20 protein-coding genes, 1 tRNA gene and 1 pseudogene are annotated in these 19,551 nt (G+C 64.8%); 15 read left to right on the forward strand and 7 right to left on the reverse strand.

The window, feature by feature from the left end:
- Positions 1-173 precede the first annotated feature (173 nt).
- Genes ACV7JP_RS04560 through ACV7JP_RS04585 form a run of 6 tightly spaced genes read left to right on the forward strand, consistent with a single transcriptional unit; the run spans position 174 to position 5,072 of the window.
- Positions 174-1,256 (forward strand): hydrogenase small subunit, encoded by a 1,083-nt coding sequence (locus tag ACV7JP_RS04560; RefSeq protein WP_457798049.1) that lies wholly within the window; start codon positions 174-176, stop codon positions 1,254-1,256.
- A 24-nt stretch (positions 1,257-1,280) separates the two neighbouring features.
- On the forward strand, positions 1,281-3,131 hold the full coding sequence (locus ACV7JP_RS04565; RefSeq protein WP_457798050.1) for a nickel-dependent hydrogenase large subunit: 1,851 nt from the start codon (positions 1,281-1,283) through the stop codon (positions 3,129-3,131).
- Between the two features lie 10 nt (positions 3,132-3,141).
- The gene (gene cybH, locus ACV7JP_RS04570) at positions 3,142-3,861 is read left to right on the forward strand and encodes a Ni/Fe-hydrogenase, b-type cytochrome subunit (protein ID WP_457798051.1); all 720 of its coding nucleotides are present in this window, start codon (positions 3,142-3,144) and stop codon (positions 3,859-3,861) included.
- The gene (locus ACV7JP_RS04575) at positions 3,858-4,454 is read left to right on the forward strand and encodes a HyaD/HybD family hydrogenase maturation endopeptidase (RefSeq protein WP_457798052.1); all 597 of its coding nucleotides are present in this window, start codon (positions 3,858-3,860) and stop codon (positions 4,452-4,454) included. The genes cybH and ACV7JP_RS04575 overlap by 4 nt, the downstream gene beginning before the upstream one ends.
- 1 nt (position 4,455) lies before the next feature.
- On the forward strand, positions 4,456-4,683 hold the full coding sequence (locus ACV7JP_RS04580; protein WP_457798053.1) for a hypothetical protein: 228 nt from the start codon (positions 4,456-4,458) through the stop codon (positions 4,681-4,683).
- A gap of 23 nt (positions 4,684-4,706) precedes the next feature.
- Positions 4,707-5,072, forward strand: a complete 366-nt coding sequence (locus tag ACV7JP_RS04585) for a HypC/HybG/HupF family hydrogenase formation chaperone (protein WP_457798054.1) — start codon at positions 4,707-4,709, stop codon at positions 5,070-5,072.
- 4 nt (positions 5,073-5,076) lie between these two features.
- Here ACV7JP_RS04585 and ACV7JP_RS04590 read toward each other — a convergent pair whose 3' ends face one another.
- The 4 genes from ACV7JP_RS04590 to ACV7JP_RS04605 are packed head-to-tail and all read right to left on the reverse strand — an operon-like array spanning position 5,077 to position 10,258.
- On the reverse strand, positions 5,077-6,192 hold the full coding sequence (locus ACV7JP_RS04590) for a hypothetical protein (RefSeq protein ID WP_457798055.1): 1,116 nt from the start codon (positions 6,190-6,192) through the stop codon (positions 5,077-5,079).
- Between the two features lie 23 nt (positions 6,193-6,215).
- Entirely contained in the window at positions 6,216-7,127 is a 912-nt protein-coding gene (locus ACV7JP_RS04595; RefSeq protein WP_457798056.1) for a hypothetical protein, read from the reverse strand.
- Positions 7,027-9,114, reverse strand: a complete 2,088-nt coding sequence (locus ACV7JP_RS04600) for a hypothetical protein (RefSeq protein ID WP_457798057.1) — start codon at positions 9,112-9,114, stop codon at positions 7,027-7,029. The genes ACV7JP_RS04595 and ACV7JP_RS04600 overlap by 101 nt, the downstream gene beginning before the upstream one ends.
- Positions 9,115-9,148: 34 nt before the next feature.
- Positions 9,149-10,258, reverse strand: a complete 1,110-nt coding sequence (locus ACV7JP_RS04605) for a patatin-like phospholipase family protein (RefSeq protein WP_457798058.1) — start codon at positions 10,256-10,258, stop codon at positions 9,149-9,151.
- Between ACV7JP_RS04605 and ACV7JP_RS04610 the strand changes: the two genes are divergently transcribed.
- From ACV7JP_RS04610 to ACV7JP_RS04625, 4 genes are all read left to right on the forward strand, one after another.
- Positions 10,257-10,763 carry a hypothetical protein gene (locus ACV7JP_RS04610; protein WP_457798059.1) on the forward strand — a complete coding sequence of 169 codons (507 nt, stop codon included), beginning with the start codon at positions 10,257-10,259 and terminating at the stop codon, positions 10,761-10,763. The two genes, ACV7JP_RS04605 and ACV7JP_RS04610, sit on opposite strands and share 2 nt — an antisense overlap.
- Positions 10,764-11,056: 293 nt before the next feature.
- The gene (locus tag ACV7JP_RS04615) at positions 11,057-11,173 is read left to right on the forward strand and encodes an SNF2-related protein (RefSeq protein WP_457798060.1); all 117 of its coding nucleotides are present in this window, start codon (positions 11,057-11,059) and stop codon (positions 11,171-11,173) included.
- Between the two features lie 93 nt (positions 11,174-11,266).
- The gene (locus tag ACV7JP_RS04620; RefSeq protein WP_457799031.1) at positions 11,267-11,731 is read left to right on the forward strand and encodes an SNF2-related protein; all 465 of its coding nucleotides are present in this window, start codon (positions 11,267-11,269) and stop codon (positions 11,729-11,731) included.
- Entirely contained in the window at positions 11,728-12,891 is a 1,164-nt protein-coding gene (locus ACV7JP_RS04625) for a hypothetical protein (RefSeq protein ID WP_457798061.1), read from the forward strand. Before ACV7JP_RS04620 ends, ACV7JP_RS04625 begins: the two co-directional genes overlap by 4 nt.
- 235 nt (positions 12,892-13,126) lie before the next feature.
- Here ACV7JP_RS04625 and ACV7JP_RS04630 read toward each other — a convergent pair.
- A tRNA-Met gene (locus ACV7JP_RS04630) sits at positions 13,127-13,203 on the reverse strand.
- 268 nt (positions 13,204-13,471) lie between these two features.
- Between ACV7JP_RS04630 and ACV7JP_RS04635 the strand changes: the two genes are divergently transcribed.
- The 4 genes from ACV7JP_RS04635 to fba all read left to right on the forward strand — a co-directional run bounded on the left by ACV7JP_RS04635 (position 13,472) and on the right by fba (position 17,976).
- Positions 13,472-14,347: a phosphoribulokinase gene (locus ACV7JP_RS04635; protein ID WP_457798062.1), complete on the forward strand. Its 876-nt coding sequence runs from the start codon at positions 13,472-13,474 to the stop codon at positions 14,345-14,347.
- A gap of 12 nt (positions 14,348-14,359) precedes the next feature.
- Positions 14,360-16,339 carry a transketolase gene (gene tkt, locus ACV7JP_RS04640; RefSeq protein WP_457798063.1) on the forward strand — a complete coding sequence of 660 codons (1,980 nt, stop codon included), beginning with the start codon at positions 14,360-14,362 and terminating at the stop codon, positions 16,337-16,339.
- A 98-nt stretch (positions 16,340-16,437) separates the two neighbouring features.
- Positions 16,438-16,758 (forward strand): hypothetical protein, encoded by a 321-nt coding sequence (locus ACV7JP_RS04645; RefSeq protein WP_457798064.1) that lies wholly within the window; start codon positions 16,438-16,440, stop codon positions 16,756-16,758.
- A 135-nt stretch (positions 16,759-16,893) separates the two neighbouring features.
- Complete coding sequence (gene fba / locus ACV7JP_RS04650) at positions 16,894-17,976, forward strand: class II fructose-bisphosphate aldolase (protein WP_457798065.1); 1,083 nt, start codon at positions 16,894-16,896, stop codon at positions 17,974-17,976.
- A gap of 320 nt (positions 17,977-18,296) precedes the next feature.
- Here fba and ACV7JP_RS04655 read toward each other — a convergent pair.
- Together ACV7JP_RS04655 and ACV7JP_RS04660 are read right to left on the reverse strand one after the other, a co-directional pair.
- Positions 18,297-18,541: pseudogene (locus ACV7JP_RS04655) on the reverse strand (DUF2442 domain-containing protein).
- A 36-nt stretch (positions 18,542-18,577) separates the two neighbouring features.
- On the reverse strand, positions 18,578-18,763 hold the full coding sequence (locus ACV7JP_RS04660) for a DUF4160 domain-containing protein (protein WP_457798066.1): 186 nt from the start codon (positions 18,761-18,763) through the stop codon (positions 18,578-18,580).
- A 63-nt stretch (positions 18,764-18,826) separates the two neighbouring features.
- On the opposite strand from ACV7JP_RS04660, the gene rpe reads away from it, so the two are divergent.
- A complete protein-coding gene (gene rpe, locus ACV7JP_RS04665; RefSeq protein WP_457798067.1) occupies positions 18,827-19,507 on the forward strand; it encodes a ribulose-phosphate 3-epimerase in 681 nt (226 codons plus the stop codon).
- The last annotated feature ends 44 nt before the right edge of the window (positions 19,508-19,551 follow it).

Raw genomic sequence — 19,551 nt, forward strand, 5'->3', positions numbered from 1 at the left:
GCCACGGCGCGAAAATTCTTGCCAGGGCGTCGCCCGATCTCTCGTAGCTTATTGGAATTAAATTAACTTCAATCAACCGGCGCCGCTTGGCCTGGACCTTGCTCGGCCTTTGAAAACAAAGCGCGACGCGAGATCGCGACGAAGGGAAGAAGACGCCACCAGGAGGAGCGGGAATGGCCGCGATCGAAACTTTTTACGACGTCATTCGCCGACAGGGCGTGACGCGCAGAAGCTTCACGAAATTTTGCAGCCTGACCGCCGCCAGCCTCGGCATGGGTCCGATCGGCGCGGCGAAGATCGCAAACGCGCTCGAAACCAAGGAGCGCACGCCCGTCATCTGGATGCATGGGCTCGAATGCACCTGCTGCTCGGAAAGCTTCATCCGTTCGGCGCATCCGCTTGTGAAGGACGTCGTCCTGTCGATGATCTCGCTCGATTACGACGACACAATCATGGCCGCCGCCGGCCATCAGGCGGAGGCGATCCTCGAGGAGACGAAGGACAAATACAAAGGCAAATATATTCTCGCCGTCGAAGGCAATCCGCCGCTCAATGAAGGCGGCATGTTCTGTATCGACGGCGGGCGGCCCTTCGTCGAGAAGCTGAAATGGATGGCGGAAGACGCCATGGCGGTCATCGCCTGGGGCGCCTGCGCCTCATGGGGCTGCGTGCAGGCGGCGAAGCCCAATCCCACTCAGGCGACGCCGATCGACAAGGTGATCGTGGACAAGCCGATCATCAAGGTGCCGGGATGCCCGCCCATCGCCGAGGTCATGACCGGCGTCGTCACCTATGTGACGACCTTCGGCAAGCTGCCCGAGCTCGACCGGCAGGGCCGGCCGAAAATGTTCTATTCGCAGCGCATCCACGACAAATGCTATCGCCGTCCACATTTCGACGCCGGCCAGTTCGTCGAGCAATGGGACGACGAAAGCGCCCGCAAAGGCCATTGCCTCTACAAAATGGGCTGCAAGGGGCCGACGACTTATAACGCCTGCTCGACGGTGCGCTGGAACGGCGGCGTCTCTTTCCCGATCCAGTCGGGCCACGGCTGCATCGGCTGTTCCGAGGACGGCTTCTGGGACAAGGGGCCGTTCTACGAGCGGCTGAGCAATATCCATCAATTCGGCGTCGAGAAGAACGCGGATGAGATCGGCCTTGCGGCGGCGGGCGTCGTCGGCGCGGCGGTCGCAGCGCATGCGGCGGCGACGGCCGTCAAGCGCATCGTCTCGAAGAACAACGATCATTCGGCCTGACGCCGCTTCTCCAGGACAACGACCATGACGCAACAGCGCATCTCGCAAAATCGCGCCGCTCCCGCCGTCGCCGCGACGGCCTCCGCGGGCGTCGACACGCCCAATGGCTTCCGACTCGACAATAGCGGCAAGCGCATCGTCGTCGATCCCGTGACGCGCATCGAAGGCCATCTGCGCGTCGAGGTGAATGTCGATTCCGACAATGTCATCCGCAACGCGGTTTCGACCGGAACCATGTGGCGCGGCATCGAGGTGATCCTGAAGAATCGCGACCCGCGCGACGCCTGGGCCTTCACGGAGCGGATTTGCGGCGTCTGCACGGGCACTCACGCGCTCACTTCGGTGCGCGCGGTCGAAGACGCGCTCGGAATCACGATTCCCGAGAACGCGAATTCGATCCGCAATCTCATGCAGCTCGCCCTGCAGGTGCATGATCACATCGTGCATTTCTATCATCTTCATGCGCTCGACTGGGTCGATGTGGTCTCGGCGCTCAGCGCCGATCCGAAGGCGACCTCCGCCCTGGCGCAGTCGATTTCGAGCTGGCCGCTATCCTCGCCCGGCTATTACAAGGACCTGCAAACGCGCCTGAAGAAATTCGTCGAATCCGGCCAGCTCGGTCCCTTCAAGAACGGCTATTGGGGAAGCAAGGCCTATAGGCTGCCGCCCGAAGCCAATCTGATGGCCGTCGCGCATTATCTCGAGGCGCTCGACTTCCAGAAGGAGATCGTGAAAATCCACACGATCTTCGGCGGCAAGAATCCGCATCCCAACTGGCTCGTCGGCGGCGTTCCCTGCGCGATCAATCTCGACGGAACCGGCGCGGTCGGCGCGATCAATATGGAGCGCCTGAACCTTGTCGACGGCATCATCGATCAACTGATCGAGTTCAACGACAAGGTCTATATCCCCGACATCATGGCCATCGGCTCCTTCTACAAGGACTGGCTCTATGGCGGCGGCCTGTCGGGCAAATCCGTGCTCGCCTATGGCGACGTGCCGGAACGCGCCAACGACTATACGGACAAGAGCCTGCTTTTGCCGCGCGGCGCCATCGTCAACGGCAAGCTCGACGAGATCCATCCCGTCGATCATCGCGATCCGGAGGAGATACAGGAGTTCGTCGCCCACTCCTGGTACAAATATGGCGACGAAACCAAGGGTCTGCATCCGTGGGACGGCGTCACCGAGCCGCATTACGAGCTGGGACCGAAAGCCAAGGGCACCAAGACCAATATCGTCGAGCTTGACGAAGGCGGCAAATATTCCTGGATCAAGGCGCCGCGCTGGCGCGGCCATGCGATGGAGGTCGGCCCGCTGGCGCGCTGGGTCATCGGCTATGCGCAGGGCAAGCCGCAGTTCAAGGAGCCGGTCGAGAAGGTGTTGCGCGACCTCGATCTGCCGACTTCCGCGCTCTTCTCGACGCTCGGCCGCACGGCGGCGCGCGCGCTGGAAAGCCAGTGGGCCGGCTATCAGATGCGCCACTTCTTCGACAAGCTGATCGCCAATATCAAGGCCGGCGATCTTGCGACCGCCAATGTCGAAAAGTGGGAGCCGGCGAGCTGGCCCAGGGAGACGAAGGGCGTCGGCTTCACCGAGGCGCCGCGCGGCGCATTGGCGCATTGGATCAAGATCAAGGACGGCAAGATCGACAATTACCAATGCGTCGTGCCGACCACATGGAACGGCTCGCCGCGCGATCCCGCGGGCAATATCGGCGCCTTCGAGGCGTCGCTGATGAACACGCCCATGGTCGATCCTTCGCAGCCGGTCGAAATCCTGCGCACGATTCACTCTTTCGATCCCTGCCTCGCCTGCTCGACGCATGTGATGAGCGAAGACGGGCAGGAGATGGCGAAGGTGCAGGTGCGCTGAGGAGGAGCTCATGACCGACATTACGCGCATCGACGTCTCCGATTCTCACGGCGAAAGGGTCGTGGCGCAGCCGACCGTCTATGTCTATGAAGCGCCGGTGCGGCTCTGGCATTGGGTCAACGCGCTCGCGATCTTCGTTTTGATCGCCACCGGCTATCTGATCGGCTCTCCCTTGCCGACGGTCGCTGGGGAGGCGTCGCAGCATTTCGTCATGGGCTATATCCGCTTCGCCCATTTCGCCGCCGGCCAGATCATGGCCGTCGGCTTTCTGCTGCGCGCCTATTGGGCGTTCGCGGGCAATGAGCATTCGCGGCAGATTTATTATGTGCCGGTCTGGCGCGCCTCTTTCTGGAAGGAGCTTGCGCATGAAATCCGCTGGTACGCCTTCCTTGAAAAAGCGCCGAAAAAATATGTCGGCCACAATCCGCTGGCGCAGTCGGCGATGTTCGTGATGTACACGCTGACCGCGGCGTTCATGATCGTCACCGGCTTCGCGCTCTATTCGGAAGGGGAAGGCGCCGATAGCTGGCAGGCCGGGCTCTTCGGCTGGGTCTTCTCTATCTGGCCCAACAGCCAGGAGGTGCACACCTGGCATCATCTCGGCATGTATGTGCTCGTCACCTTCATCATCATCCACATCTATGCGGCCGTGCGCGAGGACATCATGTCGCGTCAGAGCATCATTTCCTCGATGATCTCGGGCGAGCGCCACTTCAAGGACGGAGCGTGATCGTGGCCCGGCGCGTTCTCGTCCTCGGCATCGGCAACATACTTTGGGGAGACGAAGGCTTCGGCGTGCGGGCGGTGGAAGCCTTTCATCGCCGCTACGCGCTCCCGGACAATGTCACCCTGCTCGATGGCGGGACGCAGGGACTCTATCTCGTGCAATATGTGCGGGAGGCGGACGACCTTCTTGTCTTCGACGCGATCGATTACGGCCTGACGCCGGGAACGCTGAAGATCGTGCGCGACGGCGAGGCGCCGAAATTCACCGGCTCGAAGAAGATGAGCCTGCATCAGACCGGCTTTCAGGAAGTGCTGAGCGCCGCCGATCTTCTGGGCGACTATCCTTCGCGCCTCGCGCTTGTCGGCTGCCAGCCGCTCGATCTTGAAAACTGGGGCGGCCCGCTCACGGCGCCGGTCCATGGCGCGATCGACGACGCCGTCGCGGCGGCGCATGGCGTCCTGCTGGAATGGGGCGTCGATTGCGCGCCGCGCGCCGAACCATTGGCGCCGGACCAGGCGCTGCTGGGCCATGATCTGGATCATCAGAGCTATGAAAGCCGCAGCGGCGCGCGCGCCGCCGGCGAATGGAGGGATTGACATGATCTTTTTGCGATTGATCGCCGTCATGGCGGCGCTCGCGCCTGCCGCGGCGTCGGCGCATCCGGGCGGGCACGCCTACGGGCTCGCCGAAAGCCTCACCCATATCGCGACGCAATCGGATCATCTCCTCGCGCTCGCCGTCGCCTTCGGCTGGCTGTCGATCGTCGCGGTCTGCGCCCTTGGCGTGGCCCATGCAGGCCGCAAGGCCTCGCGCGCGGGCGACTGAGGCGGCGGACGGAGCGGACTCCCATGTGCCTCGGCGTTCCGATGCGCGTGATCGAAGGCGACGATATGTCGGCGCTATGCGAAGGCGCCGGCCGTATCGAGCGCATCTCCATGCTGCTGATCGGCGCACAGCCTGCCGGCGCGCATGTGCTCGTTCATCTCGGGACGGCGATGCGCACGATGGATGAAGAGGAAGCCGATTTGATAACGGCCGCGCTGGCGGGCCTCGACGCGGCGCTCGCGGGGCGGGCGTTCGAAGCGCATTTCGCCGATCTCATCGGCCGCGAGCCACAACTGCCCGCTTATCTGCAACGAGATAAAGAAGCCGATAATGACGTTCCCGCGCCGCGGACGGAGGCCGGCGCCCAAGCCGGATGCGACGACAGTTGAAACCCTATAATTCGACGACCAGGGCCTTCTGCGGATCCGTGTTGAAACGGGCCGTGTAATTGAGGTCCTTCTGTCGGTCCTTTTCGCCCCATTCCTTGTTGAACGGCGTCTCATAATTGAAAAAGAGCGTCGGCCCGGGATGCGCCGAGCGGGAAATGACGCGCGCCACAGCCTCGCGGTCGGGGTGATGAAATTGCGCGCCATTGGTGCTGAACAGGAAGCGCGGACTCTCAATCAGAGACATGAGCTCCTCCGTCGTATTGCCCTTGCTGCCATGATGCGCGACCTTTACCGCGTCGACCTTTAGCCGCCTTAATCCGCGCCGGGCGAGAAGGCGCTTCAGCGAGCCGCAGACGATCTCTGGATGGGCGTCCGCCAGCAGCAAGGCGCTCTTTCCCGTCGCCGTGAACTCCGCCAGAAAAGCGATGCTGGAGCCGTTCGCGGCGGCGTTGTCGGGACGCGATTGCTTCTCGATGAGCTTCTCAAGTTCAGGCCCGCCGCCGAGCAAACCTTCCGTCGGCAGATATTTCCTGGTCTTCGACAGCAGCTCCCAGGCCGCATCGAGATCGCCGGGGTCGATCGCGTCGCCGAGATCCTTGCGCCATGCGGCGCGCATCTTGTCGAGCTTGGCCGGCGTCGGCGACAGCAGCGTCAGGACCATTCCGCCCGCGAGCTGGCGCGTCGGGGGATCGCTCTCCTCCGGCGCGACCACGGCCTCGCCGCCAAAGGCGCCGTTCCAGGCGTCGTCATCGAGCCGGCGCGAGAGAAGCGCGCTGAAATATTCTCCCTGCTTGCCGCCGAGGAGGCCATGCGCCGGCTCGAGATGTCGCCAGCCGTTGAACCAGACGTCCTTGACGACGAAAGGCCACGGCTTGGGCGTCGCGAACAGGCGCACGAGTCCGTCGACGTGATCCGTGTCGACATGCGTCAGCACGATCAGCTCGAAACGCCGATCGCCCGCCGGCAAGGCGTCGATCCGCGCCTGCAGCGCCTCGAAAGCGCCGATCGGACCGCCGTCGACGAGCAGTCGCCGCGTACGGCCAGCGTCGCCATATTCCACCAGCAGACAGTCGCCATGCAGCGCCGGCAGCATTTCGATCCGCATGAATTCGCCAGCCATTGCAAAACCTCCGCCCCTGAAATCTACAGCCGCCAGTCAGCATCGCCGAAGGCGACGACGCACAAGGCCATTGGCACGCTGTCGAGCAAGGCGTGGCGCTTGGCGTCGCGGATGGCCTCGCCGATAGTGGCGAATTTCTTCTCGTTCTTCCCATCGAGCAGGCGCGAGAGGATTTCTTCGCCGACCCGCACGGCGTGCGCCCCGAAAACCGTGGCGACCGTGGAAATGACGACGGCGGCGCCCTGCTGACGAAAATGGCGGATGTGGCTCGCGAAATCCTGCGCTGTGCCGGCGACGTCGCAGCCCAGCAGAAAAACCACCGGATCCGGCTTGCCGTCATAGCGGACATGCTCCGCGGTCACGTCGATCGCCTTCAGCTTGTCGCCGCCGATCTCCAGCCGGATATCGATTCCCTCGCCCTCATTATGGGGAAAGGCCACCAGAAGCGCCGGCCGCGTCGTCTTGACGGCGTCCACCCAGGAATTCCAGTTCGCGACGACCGTTGGCGTCTTGTGGAACGTCTCGCGCACCTGCTCGGCCAGGGAGGCGATCTGCTCCCTTTTCACCTCGGCGCTGTAGCCGATCACAATATTGTCCGCGATCTCGATGCTGTCGCGGCCGTCGACCGGCTCCGATTCCACGGCGACGGCGACGCCCGGCTCGCGAAGCGGGCGCATGTGGCGCTCGATGACTTTCTTTAATCCCCAGAAGCCCATCGGGCACACATAGGCGCGCCGGTCGCTCGCGCGCGCGCAAGTCTTCGGACATTGTCCGCCGCTCAGGGCTTCCTTATGCTGCGGGCAGATCCGCGCGCCTTCGGCCGGCGGTTCGAAGTCATAAAGGAACTCCAGCGGCAAGACGGCGTCGGGCCGGGCGCTGACGAGCTGCAAATATTCGATCGCGTCGCTTCGGATGGCGTCGAAATCCTCGCGCAATTGAGACAGGATCTCGCCGCCGAGCCGAGCCAGCCTCACGAGCAACTTGGGATTTTCGCCCTGATCGAGGCCGTCGCCGTAATCCTGCACGCTTCTCGCGACCTTTGAAATGGCGTTGTTGATCTCGAGCAGCACGGGTTTGAGGTCGTCGAGCCTGTCGGTCCAGACGCGGTCGCCCCACCGCAGTCATCGTCGCGTCGCCCGCCGGCGTGTGATTGAGAACGATGGCAAGATCGAATTCCCGGCGCCGTCCAAGGCCGGACCAGTCGCGCCGCACGACCATCTCGTCTTCGAGACGGATGTCGTCGCCCTCGGCGGTCCTTGCTCCGGGAGCGACCACCCTGGTGCGCAGCAGGACGGTCTGCAGGACGCGCCCCCGATGCAGGACCGAGACGCGACCCATGAAGTCGCCGGTTTCCTTGGGCGCGAAGACGAACTCGGCGGTCTCGCTGTCGCCCGCGCGCGGGAGACGAATCTCCTTCGACAGGGGCGCGTCGAACTGGCGCGGCTCGTGAAAGACGATCAGGAGGCGATGGCCGTCCACGTCTGACGGCAGCTTTTCGTCGGGAAAGGGCGTCGGCGCCGTGATCTCGCCCCCGCGTCTTGGTCCGATTCTCACCTGCAACAGGACGTTCCGCCCGACCTCGTAAGGCCCCCGCGTCTCGACGAGCGCCCCGTCCTTGCTAACGAAGCTCTTCTGCCGCACGAAACGCGCCGCCTTTTGACCGGCGGTCTCGCGATCGGCGCGCCGGACGATGCGGCTCAGCCTGGAAATGGCGGAAGCTTCGTTGCTTTCGCGTTCGAAGCGAAAACCCGGCAGCGCGTTGGCCAGCGCCTCCGCCGCCTCGGCCGGCGTGATGCGTGAAGCCGGCGTCCGCCGGCCGGGGGGCCGCACATATTCTTCCGGGGCGTTAAAGGATTCGAGCGTGTCGAGGCGCGGCAAGCTCAATTGGGCGACAACCTTCCCGGGAACGATGAGACGAGAGCCGGCGGGCAAGCCGCGAAGTTTCGCCGAGACCCGTCTCGCGGCGAGGTGCAGACCGCTGGCGCGCAGAAGCTCCCGGTTCGCGAGCAGGATCGCGTCCCGCCCGAACGCCTCGCGCAGCGCCACGTCCAGGGGCGTATTGTGCGAAAGCTTCGCGCAGAAGTCGTCGAGCGTCCGGGCCAACAAGTCGGGCGACGCGAGACGATCCGCCACGGCGACGCCTTGCGCAGAGAGCCTGTCCGCGATCAGGCGCAGAATCGGCTCCGCCGTTCGAAGCGTTTCGCCGCCGAGTCCCGAAAGGATCACAAGGCCGCAGCGGAGGCGGGGCCGCCTCGTGAGCAGGAGCGTCAGGGCGTCCGTCGCGTCGCGGCCGATGACCAGTATTTCCAAACGCGAATAGTCCCGGTCGGCGAAGACGAAGCGATAGGGACGAGCCTCTTCGAGCTGGCCCGTCGCCGTCATGAACTCGAAAGGCGCGGCGATGGGGTCCTCGGGCAACATGCCGAGCTTGACCGGCCAGCGCCAATCCGCGCGGCCATCCGAAGGAGAGTCAGTTTCGATAAAAACGCCTGCCGCGCCGATGTCGGCGCGGCTCAAGAGTTCGGCGAAGGCCAGGGCCCCGTCTGCGCCCGCCGGATCGACCTGAATTGCGAGGCGCGGCTGCTCGCGAGTCGCCAGCGTCCGCCAGAGATCGACGAGATCCCGAGGGGCCGGACAATCGACGCCGAGCGTCCGGCCCGACTCCTTTGCCGGAACGGAGACCTGCGGCGCGGCCTTCCTTCTGGAAAGGCGCGGCGGCTTCCAGCACAGCAGGCCGCCGTCCCGCCGCGCGCCTTCCGCCAGGAAGGCGGAAAGCGCGTCGACGCGCCATGTCGATCCGTCATGGACCGGCGCAAGGCCCTTGCCTTGAAAGGCCGTGAGAACGCCGAGCGCGGCGAGCGCCAGCGGAAACTCCGCATCCGAAAGCCCAAGACTCCATCTGGCGAGACCCTGCCGGTCCATCCGGAACCTCACGGTGAAAGCGGCGAAAGGCGCGCTACAGCCTGTGGGCGGGATCAGGCCATTCCGTCGCCATAGGGGTCTCCAACCCGGCTCGCAGGCGCAAGGAAATATCGCAGAGCGCGTAGCCCCAATTGATCAGACGGCCCTGGACCTGCTCATCGAAGGCGTTCAGCCGCGTCGGCACGCTTTCGAGCGCGTCGCTGATCGACGTGTCGTCGGTCATGCGCGGCGCGGCCGGATATTTGGACATTTTCGTCCCGATGCCCCAATAAGCGCCGTGTTTTCGCTTCGCGTCGAAATCCGTGATCAGCCAGCGCTTGCGCAGGGCGCGGGTCTGATCGATCAGAATGTCTCGCACGCGCCCGAGCTGAAGCAGATAGTCGTTCCACGGCGCCTCGATGATTTCGAAGGGCGCGCCGGCGTCGCTGACCAGCACGACGTCGACATTATCGACGAGCGATTCGAGGCCCATATTGTCGTATACGCCGCCGTCGGCGAGAAAGATCTTCTCGCGCAGGACGCGGAGATTGGGCAAGTTTTCCCCGTCGCTCCAGGACGCCGGATCGGTGTGGAAGGTCACGGGCGAGAAAACGGGCGGAAAGGCGCTCGACGCCGCAACCGCGAAGGCGAGCGGGACGTCGATGGTTTTGGAAATTCCCAGCATGTAATCCGCGATCATGTCCTGCCGGAAACGGAAGCTGCGGCCCGTCTGGAGATTGGTCGCGTAAATGATGAATTTCGGATTGCCGGGGCCGGAGACGGGCAAGCCGTTCTTGATCGTAGCGCCCTCGAAGAGATCCTTGTCATAACGATCGGCGAGATATTCGCCGGCGGTCTTAAAAGGGTTCAGGCCGCCCCAGAGGATGGCGCCTTCGTCGATCGTCTGGGCGCAGAACCGCCTGATCGGATCGGCGATCGTCTCCACGAAATTCGCGGCGCGGCCATTATCGAATTTCAGGCGCGCCCAGCGATGGGCGAGGACGCCAGCGAGGATCGACCCCCCCGACACGCTCGTCACCCTGTCGATCTTGCCGAGCAGTCCGGCGTCATTCAGCCGCCACACCGAGCCCAATCCGAAGAGCGTCGCGCGAAACCCTCCGCCAGAGAGCGCCAATCCAAGCGTCCTTCCATCTTTAATAGCCATGGTCATCCTCAACGCAATGGTAAAAATTAGGAACGGAACCTATCCTCAAGTCGATCGGCCGTTCAGTCAAGAGCGCCTTTGTCGCGCGCTCGAACGCAAACCCGTTCTCGGCTGGCGCACGAGCGACGAGATCGATCTGCGGCGCTGGCGGGGCAGCACCGAAATCCTCGATGTCGTCGCGCACGATTCTAATCACGAATTTTTCGGCGATTTCCGGGTCCGCTCGACGAGCGGCGCCGATTACGAGGTGGAGATAAGAAATCTCGGCGGCTTCACGAATTCCTGCGGCTGCATCGACCACCGGGTCAATGCGCTCGGGACTTGTAAGCACATAGAGGGCGCGCTGACGGCGCTCCGGCGTGGAAAAGCGCGGGCCTTTCGCGCGGCGGCGGCGCAAGGGAGCCCGAGCATCGAGATATTTCTGGATCGTCGGGGGGAGGCGACGCCCGCCATCGCTTGGCCGACGACAGCGGAGACGAAATCGCTGGAAAAGGCGCGCGAATGACTGCGCCCGTGGCTCGACGAAGACGGGGCGCTCGCCGCTTCGCCGCGGCGGATCGAAGAGCTGACGGCGGCCCTGGCGAAGGCGCCGTCAGCTATGCGCGAGACCATCCGAATCTCCCGCCATTTCGTTCCCTGGCTGGAGCGGGCGAGGCGCCGGCGCGAACGGGTCGAAGCGGCCGCCGCTTTTTCCGCCGATGTTTCCGCCGGCCGCGCGACGCTCGATGTCCTGACCCATCCGCTATTGCCGTATCAGCATGATGGAGCAATCCATCTCGCCTTCGGCGAGCGCGCCCTGTGGGGCTCGGCAAGACCATCCAGGCGATCGCCGGCTGCGAGCTCCTGGCGCGGCGCAAAGGCGTCGAGCGGGTCCTCATCGTTTGCCCGGCGTCGCTGAAGGCCGAGTGGGACTAACAGATCGGCCGCTTCAGCGCCCGCGCGACGCGGCTCGTATTCGGACCGCACGCCCAGCGCCTCGCAGCCTATCGCGAACCGGCCTTCTTCACGATCGTCAACTATGAGCAGGTGCTGAGCGACGCCCCGGACATCAACCAGATATTGAAGCCGGACGTCGTCGTGCTCGACGAGGCGCAACGCATCAAGAACTGGCAGACGAAGACGGCGCGCTGCGTAAAGTCGCTCCGCTCGCCCTACGCCTTCGTGCTGACCGGCACGCCGATCGAGAACCGGATCGACGAGCTCTATTCGATCGCCCAATATCTCGATCCGGAGCTGCTCGGCCCGCTATTCCGCTTCGACCGCGAGTTCTATGAGCTCGATGAGCGCGGACGTCCGATAGAATACAAAAATCTCGCCGCGCTGCGCGAGCGCATCGCTCCGCTGATGCTGCGCCGGCGCAAGGCCGATGTCGAGAAGGAGCTGCCCGGCCGCACGGTCAAGACTTACTTCGTTTCCATGCGGAGGAGCAGAAGCTTCGTTACGACGACTACCGCCAGCCTGCGGCGCGATTGATCGCCGAGGCGCAGCGGCGTCCGCTGCGGCGGAAGAAGTTCGATCGGCTTCAGCAATTGCTCGCCTGCATGCGCATGGTCTGCGACACGCCGGCGATTCTCGATCCGAACTGCCGCATCAGCCCAAAGCCCGAGCTGGAGAAAATCCTCGCCGATCTCCTCGACGAGCCGGATCGGAAGGTGACCGTCTTCTCTGAATGGGAACGAATGCTGACGATGGTGCGCGAGCTCGCGGGCGAGATGGGCGTCGAGGCGAAGCTCGAACAGCGCATCGCCAGAGCTTGGCGCAAGAACCAGCGCCGCTCCGTGTCGGTCGTCAATCTTGTCACGGAAGACAGCATCGAGCACAGCATTCTTCACCTCATCGGCCAGAAGCAGGCCCTCGCCGATGGCGTCCTCGACGGCGCCGGCGACGTTTCGGCGTTGAAAATGCCGTCCGGGCGCGGCGCCTTCATCGAACGCATGCAGGCGATGATGGGAGAACGCCCGCGCGGCGGACCGCGGATGGTTTCCGCGCAGGAGGCGTTCGTCGGGGATCTCGTCGACCGCCTCGGCGAAAGAGCCTTACTCGTCGAAGAGCGCCGAGGCGCCGACGGAAGGCCGCATCTGCTCATCGTTGTCGATGCGGATGGCGACGGATTGGCGGCCGAACCCGCGCGCGCGGCGGCGGCCGACGCCTTCACCGCAGAATTCGTGGGCGTCGCCGCATGGCGCGCCATGCGGCGCTTGGCCGGCGCGGGTCTGCTGCAATTCTCCTTCGAGGCGCGGGAACTTTATCGGGCGCCCGGACTGGCCGCGGACTCCCCCGCCGCCGCGGGCGCCGCGCCCCGAGAGGCCGACGCCATAGCCGAGGCCGACCGCGCGCTACGGATGGCGAAGACCTTGGCCGACGGCGGGTTTCCGGAGGAGGCGCCGGCGCTGCTCGCCAAGTCGCTGCGCGCCATGGCGACGGCGTTGCTGGCGGCGCGCGCCGAAGCGCCCGTGCACGGCCAGGGCGCCGCCGATAGCGACATCCGCCGCTTGGTCGATTGCGGGGCGCTGCCGTCCGAAGCCATGGCCCTTCTCCAAAAGACGCAATCGCCTTCAAGCGCCGCCGCAATCGAAGGCGTCGCGCCGGCTCTCGCCTCGACGGCGCGAATCCTCGCGACGATCCTGGTCTGATCGCGCGAACAAGGTAGCCGCAGCAGCGCGAATGTCGGTGGGGAGCGGGTTTCGCTGACGGAGCGATCAACCGCCGTCCGGGCTCCGCGCTTTGCAAACTCCGACAAAAGAGGTCGCCACCGGCGAACTCGGCCATTCTGCGCGCGTGTACGCCGCAACAAGAAAAGTGGCGGCGGCCAGCGGATCCGCGGCGCAACATCAGATAATATATGGTTACATTGCGATGTTTTTGGATTGGTAGCGGAGGAGGGATTCGAACCCCCGACACAGGGATTATGATTCCCCTGCTCTGGCCAACTGAGCTACTCCGCCCCGGACCGTCTTGGCGCGGCCTTTTTGAGACGGGAGCGATATAGGTCGCGGCCGCGGGCCAAGTCAAGCGCTTGTCACAGCGCCGCGACTCCATCATCAGAACGGCCCCGCCCCTCCGAGCGGGCGCGGCCGGGGGCGGTCGCGGTTGCGCGGCTTCGGCTTTCAAAAGCCTTTTCTTTGCGGGGCCGCCATGCGACAAGCCGAGCGCGGCGGGCCTGCGGGCGGGGCCGCGGCCAGCTCGTAGAGGAACTTGGTGGGTAGCGCGCCCATGTCGGTCAAACACCCTATCATCTCGATCACCGGCTCCTCCGGGGCCGGCACGAGTTCGGTCAAGGCGACCTTCGAGCAGATTTTCCGCCGCGAGCGCATCGAGGTCGCCTATGTCGAGGGCGACAGCTTCCACCGTTACGACCGCGAGGAGATGAAAGCCAAGATGGCGGAGGCGCAGGCGGGCGGCAATTACCATTTCAGCCATTTCGGCCCTGGCGCCAATCTGCTTTCCGAACTCGAGAACCTCTTTCGCGAATATGGCGAGACGGGCTCTGGCCGCTACCGTCATTATGCGCATGACGAGAACGAGGCCGCTCTCCTCGGCGCGCCCCCCGGCCAGTTCACCGACTGGGAGGAGCTTCCGCCCAATACGGACATTCTCTTCTACGAGGGGCTGCATGGCGCGGTCGTGACCGACGACGTCAATGTCGCGCGCTATGCCGACCTCAAGATCGGCGTCGTGCCGGTCATCAATCTCGAATGGACGCAGAAGCTCCATCGCGACCGCCATTCGCGCGGCTACACCACGGAGGCGGTGACCGAGACCATTCTGCGCCGCATGCACGACTACGTGCATTACATCTGCCCGCAATTCTCGGAGACCGATATCAATTTCCAGCGCGCGCCGACTGTCGACACCTCCAATCCCTTCGTCGCGCGCTCCATTCCGACGCCGGACGAGTCGATCGTCGTCATTCGCTTTCGCGATCCGAGAGACGTGGATTTCCCCTATCTCGTCGCCATGATCGCCGGAAGCTGGATGTCGCGGGCCAATTCCATCGTCATTCCCGGCAACAAGCTCGATCTCGCCATGCAACTCATCCTCACGCCGAGGATCCTCGAACTCGTCAGGCGCCGAAAGAGCGCAACGTGAAAGAACGAAGAAATGTCAGAAGCAAAAGTTGATGCGCGCCTTTGCGCCAACGCCATCCGCGCCCTCGCCATGGATGCGGTGGAGAAGGCCAAATCCGGCCATCCCGGCATGCCCATGGGCATGGCCGACGTCGCGACCGTGCTCTTCCAGCGCTTCATGAAGTTCGACGCGAGCCGCCCCGACTGGCCGGATCGCGACCGTTTCGTGCTCTCGGCCGGCCACGGCTCCATGTTGCTCTACGCCCTGCATTATCTTCTGGGCTACCCCGGCATGACGAAGGCCGATCTTGAGAATTTCCGGCAGTTCGGCGCGCCCACCGCCGGACATCCCGAATACGGCCACGCCCCCGGCGTCGAGACGACGACCGGCCCGCTCGGCCAGGGCCTCGCCACCGCCGTCGGCATGGCGATCGCCGAACGCCTCTCGGCCGCGCGCTTCGGCGACGACCTCGTCGACCACAACACCTATGTCGTCGCGGGCGACGGTTGCCTGATGGAAGGGCTCTCGCATGAGGCGATCGACCTCGCAGGCCATCTGAAGCTCTCGCGCATGATCGTCCTGTGGGACGACAATTCGATCTCCATCGACGGCCCGACCGACCTCTCCACCTCGACGAACCAGTGCGCGCGCTTCGAGGCGGCCGGCTGGCACGCGCAGCGGGTCGACGGCCACGACATGGCGGCGGTCGCCAAGGCCATCGAGGCCGCCAAGGCCGATCCGCGCCCCTCCATGATCGCCTGCCGCACGGTGATCGGCTACGGCGCGCCCGGCAAGCAGGGCAAGGAGTCCGTGCATGGCGCGCCGCTCGGGGCCGCCGAGATCGAGGCGGCGCGCGCCTCGCTGGAATGGCCGCATACGCCCTTCGAGGTGCCGGAAGAAATCCTCGCCGCCTGGCGCGCCGCCGGCCGGCGCGGGACCGCCGCCCGCGAGGCCTGGGAGAAGCGCCGCGCCGCCTCACCCAAGGGGCGCGCCTTCGAGACCTTCCTGTCGAACGACGTGGCGAAGGAGATTGCAGGCCCGCTTGCCGACTTCCGCGCGGCGCTCGCCGCCGAGAAGCCCAAGGTCGCGACGCGCAAATCCTCGGAAATGACGCTCGGCGTCATCAACGCCGCGACCGGCGCGACGATCGGCGGCTCGGCGGACCTGACGCATTCGAACTTCACCCTCACCAAGGGCATGGGCTCCGTGAAGCCGGGCGATTTCTCCGGCCGCTACATTCATTACGGCGTGCGCGAATTCAGCATGGCGGCGGCGATGAACGGCATCGCGCTGCATGGCGGCTTCGCGCCCTATGGCGGCACCTTCCTGGTCTTCTCCGATTATGCGCGCGGCGGAATCCGTCTCTCGGCGCTCATGGGCCTGCGCGTCATCTATGTGCTGACCCACGACTCCATCGGTCTCGGCGAGGACGGCCCGACGCACCAGCCGATCGAGCATCTCGCCTCGCTGCGCGCCATGCCGAACCTCCTCGTCTTCCGCCCGGCTGACGCGATCGAGACGGCGGAGTGCTGGGAGCTGGCGATCGCGCAGAAGGCGACGCCTTCCATCCTCAGCCTGTCGCGCCAGAACCTGCCGACGCTGGAGCGCCCTGTCTCCGAGAATCTCTCGGCCAGGGGCGCCTATGTGCTGCGCGAGCCAACGGGCGGCCGCGACGTGACGATCCTGGCCACGGGCTCCGAGGTGGAGATCGCGCTCGCCGGCGCCGACGCGCTGGCGTCGAAGGGGATCAAGGCCGCGGTCGTCTCCATGCCCTGCTGGGAGCTTTTCGAGGCGCAGCCGGCGGAGTATCGCGCCCAGGTTCTGGGCAAGGGTCCGCGCATCGGCGTCGAGGCGGCGGCCCGGCTCGGCTGGGACCGCTGGCTCGGAGAGCGCAGCGCCTTCATCGGCATGTCCGGCTTCGGCGCGAGCGCCCCGGCGGCGGAACTTTATAAGCATTTTGGGATCACGGCCGAGGCCGTGATCGACGCCGCCATCGCGCTGGTTCAGGCATAGGCGAGAGCTTTACAATATGAGACGCCGCGAGCGAGAATGTGCTAAAGTGTCTCGGCCGGGATTACCCGGTGAGGCGCATTGACACAATGGACGCTGCATTGAGCGACGAACCCGAAAACCTGACATTGGCGCTGCTGCGCAAGATCGACAAGAAAGTGGACAATCTGGGCGCTGAGCTCCGCGCCGAGATTGCGGAGACCAAAACAGAGCTTCGCTCAGAAATCCATTCACTGCGCGCTGATGTCGCGTCTGACATGCTGACTCTCGAAAAGCGTCTCGGCGATCAGATCCTGGGACTGCGCCGCGCGGTGGTCGAATATCACTCCTCGGCGGTGGGGCATGGCGTCCTGCTGAACGAATTCGAGGAACGCCTGCGCCGCCTCGAGCGCCATGTCGGCCTGCCGCCCGAGAGCCACTGACGGCCTCGGCGGCGTTTGCGGCTCAGGCTTCGCCCGCCGCCCCGACTGGCCCTCCTGTTCGGTACGCTGTAGATAACCGCGCAAGTTCCCGCTATTTCACTCGGCGACCGCCCTCTGAAAGGGAGAATCTTCCCAATGGCCCTCATCACCCTGCGACAGCTTCTCGATCACGCGGCCGAGCATGACTATGGCGTGCCCGCCTTCAACATCAACAATATGGAGCAGGGCCTCGCCGTGCTCGAGGCCGCCTCTTCCGTCGACGCGCCGGTCATCATCCAGGCCTCGCGCGGCGCGCGCAGCTACGCCAACGACATCATGCTGGCCAAGATGATCGAGGCGCTGATCGCTATGTATCCCGATATTCCGATCGTGATGCATCAGGACCATGGCAATAGCGAAGCAACCTGCGCCAGCGCCATCCGCTTCGGCTTCTCCTCGGTCATGATGGACGGCTCGCTCAAGGCCGACGGCAAGACGCCCGCCGATTACCAGTACAATGTCGACGTGACGCGCCGCGTCGTCGATCTCGCCCATTGGGTCGGCGCCTCGGTCGAGGGCGAGCTTGGCGTGCTCGGCTCGCTTGAGACCGGCGAGGGCGAGAAGGAAGACGGCCACGGCGCGGAAGGCAAGCTCTCGCACGACCAGTTGCTGACTGATCCGGCGCAGGCCGAGGATTTCGTCGCCCGCACCAAGGTCGACGCGCTCGCCATCGCCATGGGCACGTCGCACGGCGCCTATAAATTCACCCGCAAGCCGGACGGCGCCATCCTCGCGATGAATGTCGTGGAGGAAATCCACCGCCGCCTGCCCAACACCCATCTGGTGATGCACGGCTCGTCGTCGGTGCCGCAGGAGCTGCAGGACGCCTTCAACGCGGCGGGCGGCGAAATGCCCCAGACCTGGGGCGTGCCGGTGGCGGAGATTCAGCACGGCATCAAGTTCGGCGTGCGCAAGATCAATATCGACACCGACTGCCGCATCGCCATGACGGCGGCGATCCGCGCGACGCTCGGCAAGAACAAGGGCGAGTTCGACCCGCGCAAATATCTGAAGCCCGCGCAGGAAGCCATGGTGAAGGTCTGCCGCCAGCGCTACGAGGAATTCGGCACGGCCGGCTGGGCGAGCAAGATCAAGCCGGTCCCGATGGCCGAAATGGCCAAGCGCTATGCGAGCGGCGCGCTTGATCCGAAATTCGCGACGAAGCAGGCGGCGGAGTGATGTTTTCCCCCCGCCGGCCGAGGGTGGCCTCCCGGCTGGGGGTTCGTATTGCATAATGGAGCTTATGCGCTGTGGGCGCAAAAGATGAACGTGCGAGCGCCTTCTATGCAGCGAACGGGCTCGCCCGATTCCCGAAGAAGCACAGCGCGAGATCTACTCACGTCGCGCTACGCCTTCGGCGAGCGACGCAAGCGCCTCCTCGCGCTGATGGCGGGTGAGGGCAGGGGGCCGCCCCAGCGGGCGCGGATCAGCTCGCGCTCGGATTCAGCAAGTCCGCCGAGTACAGTCAACATTAATCCGGTGCGAAGTCCCGTTCCCCCTCAAGCCGCCGCCTCGCGCCCCTGCGTCTGATCGCCCTTCCCGGCCAGAAGCCCTGCGATCGAAATATCTTCGTCCAATCCCTCCCAATGGAGGCCGCCGCGGCTGATCTCGAAAGCGAGCCGCTGCCGGGGCGTCGCGTGGAGGAGGCGCCGAAACCAGGCGAGCGGAACGCCCAGGACGCGGCCGTCGGACAATTCGACCCACATGCGTGGTCAAAACGCAGCGATTTAGCCGAAATTGTCATGCCATGTCCTTTCGATCAGCGCTGACCGGTCCTCAATTAGGCGGGCCAGCAGGCGCAGGGTCTTCCGTCGAAGCCGTCACTTGCGGCAAGGCTCACGGGCGCTATCCAGAATTTCGCGACCGCCTCGCCCTTGCGCACATGAATATGAACAGGTTCGCGAGGGTCGCCCTCGTTCGAGTAGAAGAAGAACTTGTAACCCTCATGCCGAAAGACCACTGGCATTTGTCGCGCCCCGCCGTCGCTCTATGCTAGTGACTGGCGCACGCAAATCAACTAGGCGACGCCATGTCCGACATCCTCATCGCCCCCTCCATCCTCTCCGCCGACTTCGCCAAACTCGGCGAGGAGACGCGCGCGATGGAAGCCGCCGGCGCCGACTGGATTCACCTCGACGTGATGGACGGGCATTTCGTGCCCAACATCACCTTCGGCCCCGGCGTGGTCGCAGCGTTGCGGCCGCATACGACGCTGCCGCTCGATGTGCATCTGATGATCTCGCCCATCGACCCCTATATCGGCGCCTTCGCCGACGCCGGCGCCGACATCGTCACCGTCCACGCAGAGGGCGGCCCGCATCTTCATCGCTCGCTCCAGTCGATCCGCGCACGGGGCAAGAAGGCGGGCGTATCGCTCAACCCGGCTACGCATGAAAGCTGCCTGCACTATATCCTCGACGACGTCGACCTCATCCTCGTCATGAGCGTCAATCCGGGCTTTGGCGGCCAGAGCTTCATTCCCTCGCAGCTCGCGAAAATCGGCGCCATTCGCGAGATGATCGGGCGCAGGCCGATCCGTCTCGAGGTCGACGGCGGCGTGACCCCGGAAACGGCCCAGGCGATCGTCGAGGCCGGCGCCGATACGCTGGTCGCGGGCTCGGCGGCCTTTCGCGGCGGGCCCGCGCAATATGCCGGCAATATCGCGGCGCTGCGCGAGGCGGCGGCGCGCGCGGGGTCGATCGGCGTCTGACGCCTTCCATTTGGCGCCGCTCCTGCTCTAGGTTGAGGCCTCCC

The organism is Methylocystis sp. S23, from assembly GCF_054106005.1.

What these genes read in the sequence shown, in the direction of transcription:
- ACV7JP_RS04560 (WP_457798049.1), top strand. Translation starts at nt 174, where the DNA reads ATGGCCGCGATCGAAACTTTTTACGACGTCATTCGCCGACAGGGCGTG.
- ACV7JP_RS04565 (WP_457798050.1), top strand. Translation starts at nt 1,281, where the DNA reads ATGACGCAACAGCGCATCTCGCAAAATCGCGCCGCTCCCGCCGTCGCC.
- cybH (WP_457798051.1), top strand. Translation starts at nt 3,142, where the DNA reads ATGACCGACATTACGCGCATCGACGTCTCCGATTCTCACGGCGAAAGG.
- ACV7JP_RS04580 (WP_457798053.1), top strand. Translation starts at nt 4,456, where the DNA reads ATGATCTTTTTGCGATTGATCGCCGTCATGGCGGCGCTCGCGCCTGCC.
- ACV7JP_RS04585 (WP_457798054.1), top strand. Translation starts at nt 4,707, where the DNA reads ATGTGCCTCGGCGTTCCGATGCGCGTGATCGAAGGCGACGATATGTCG.
- ACV7JP_RS04590 (WP_457798055.1), bottom strand. Translation starts at nt 6,192, where the DNA reads ATGGCTGGCGAATTCATGCGGATCGAAATGCTGCCGGCGCTGCATGGC.
- ACV7JP_RS04600 (WP_457798057.1), bottom strand. Translation starts at nt 9,114, where the DNA reads ATGGACCGGCAGGGTCTCGCCAGATGGAGTCTTGGGCTTTCGGATGCG.
- ACV7JP_RS04610 (WP_457798059.1), top strand. Translation starts at nt 10,257, where the DNA reads ATGGTCATCCTCAACGCAATGGTAAAAATTAGGAACGGAACCTATCCT.
- ACV7JP_RS04605 (WP_457798058.1), bottom strand. Translation starts at nt 10,258, where the DNA reads ATGGCTATTAAAGATGGAAGGACGCTTGGATTGGCGCTCTCTGGCGGA.
- ACV7JP_RS04635 (WP_457798062.1), top strand. Translation starts at nt 13,472, where the DNA reads ATGTCGGTCAAACACCCTATCATCTCGATCACCGGCTCCTCCGGGGCC.
- tkt (WP_457798063.1), top strand. Translation starts at nt 14,360, where the DNA reads ATGTCAGAAGCAAAAGTTGATGCGCGCCTTTGCGCCAACGCCATCCGC.
- fba (WP_457798065.1), top strand. Translation starts at nt 16,894, where the DNA reads ATGGCCCTCATCACCCTGCGACAGCTTCTCGATCACGCGGCCGAGCAT.
- ACV7JP_RS04660 (WP_457798066.1), bottom strand. Translation starts at nt 18,763, where the DNA reads ATGCCAGTGGTCTTTCGGCATGAGGGTTACAAGTTCTTCTTCTACTCG.
- rpe (WP_457798067.1), top strand. Translation starts at nt 18,827, where the DNA reads ATGTCCGACATCCTCATCGCCCCCTCCATCCTCTCCGCCGACTTCGCC.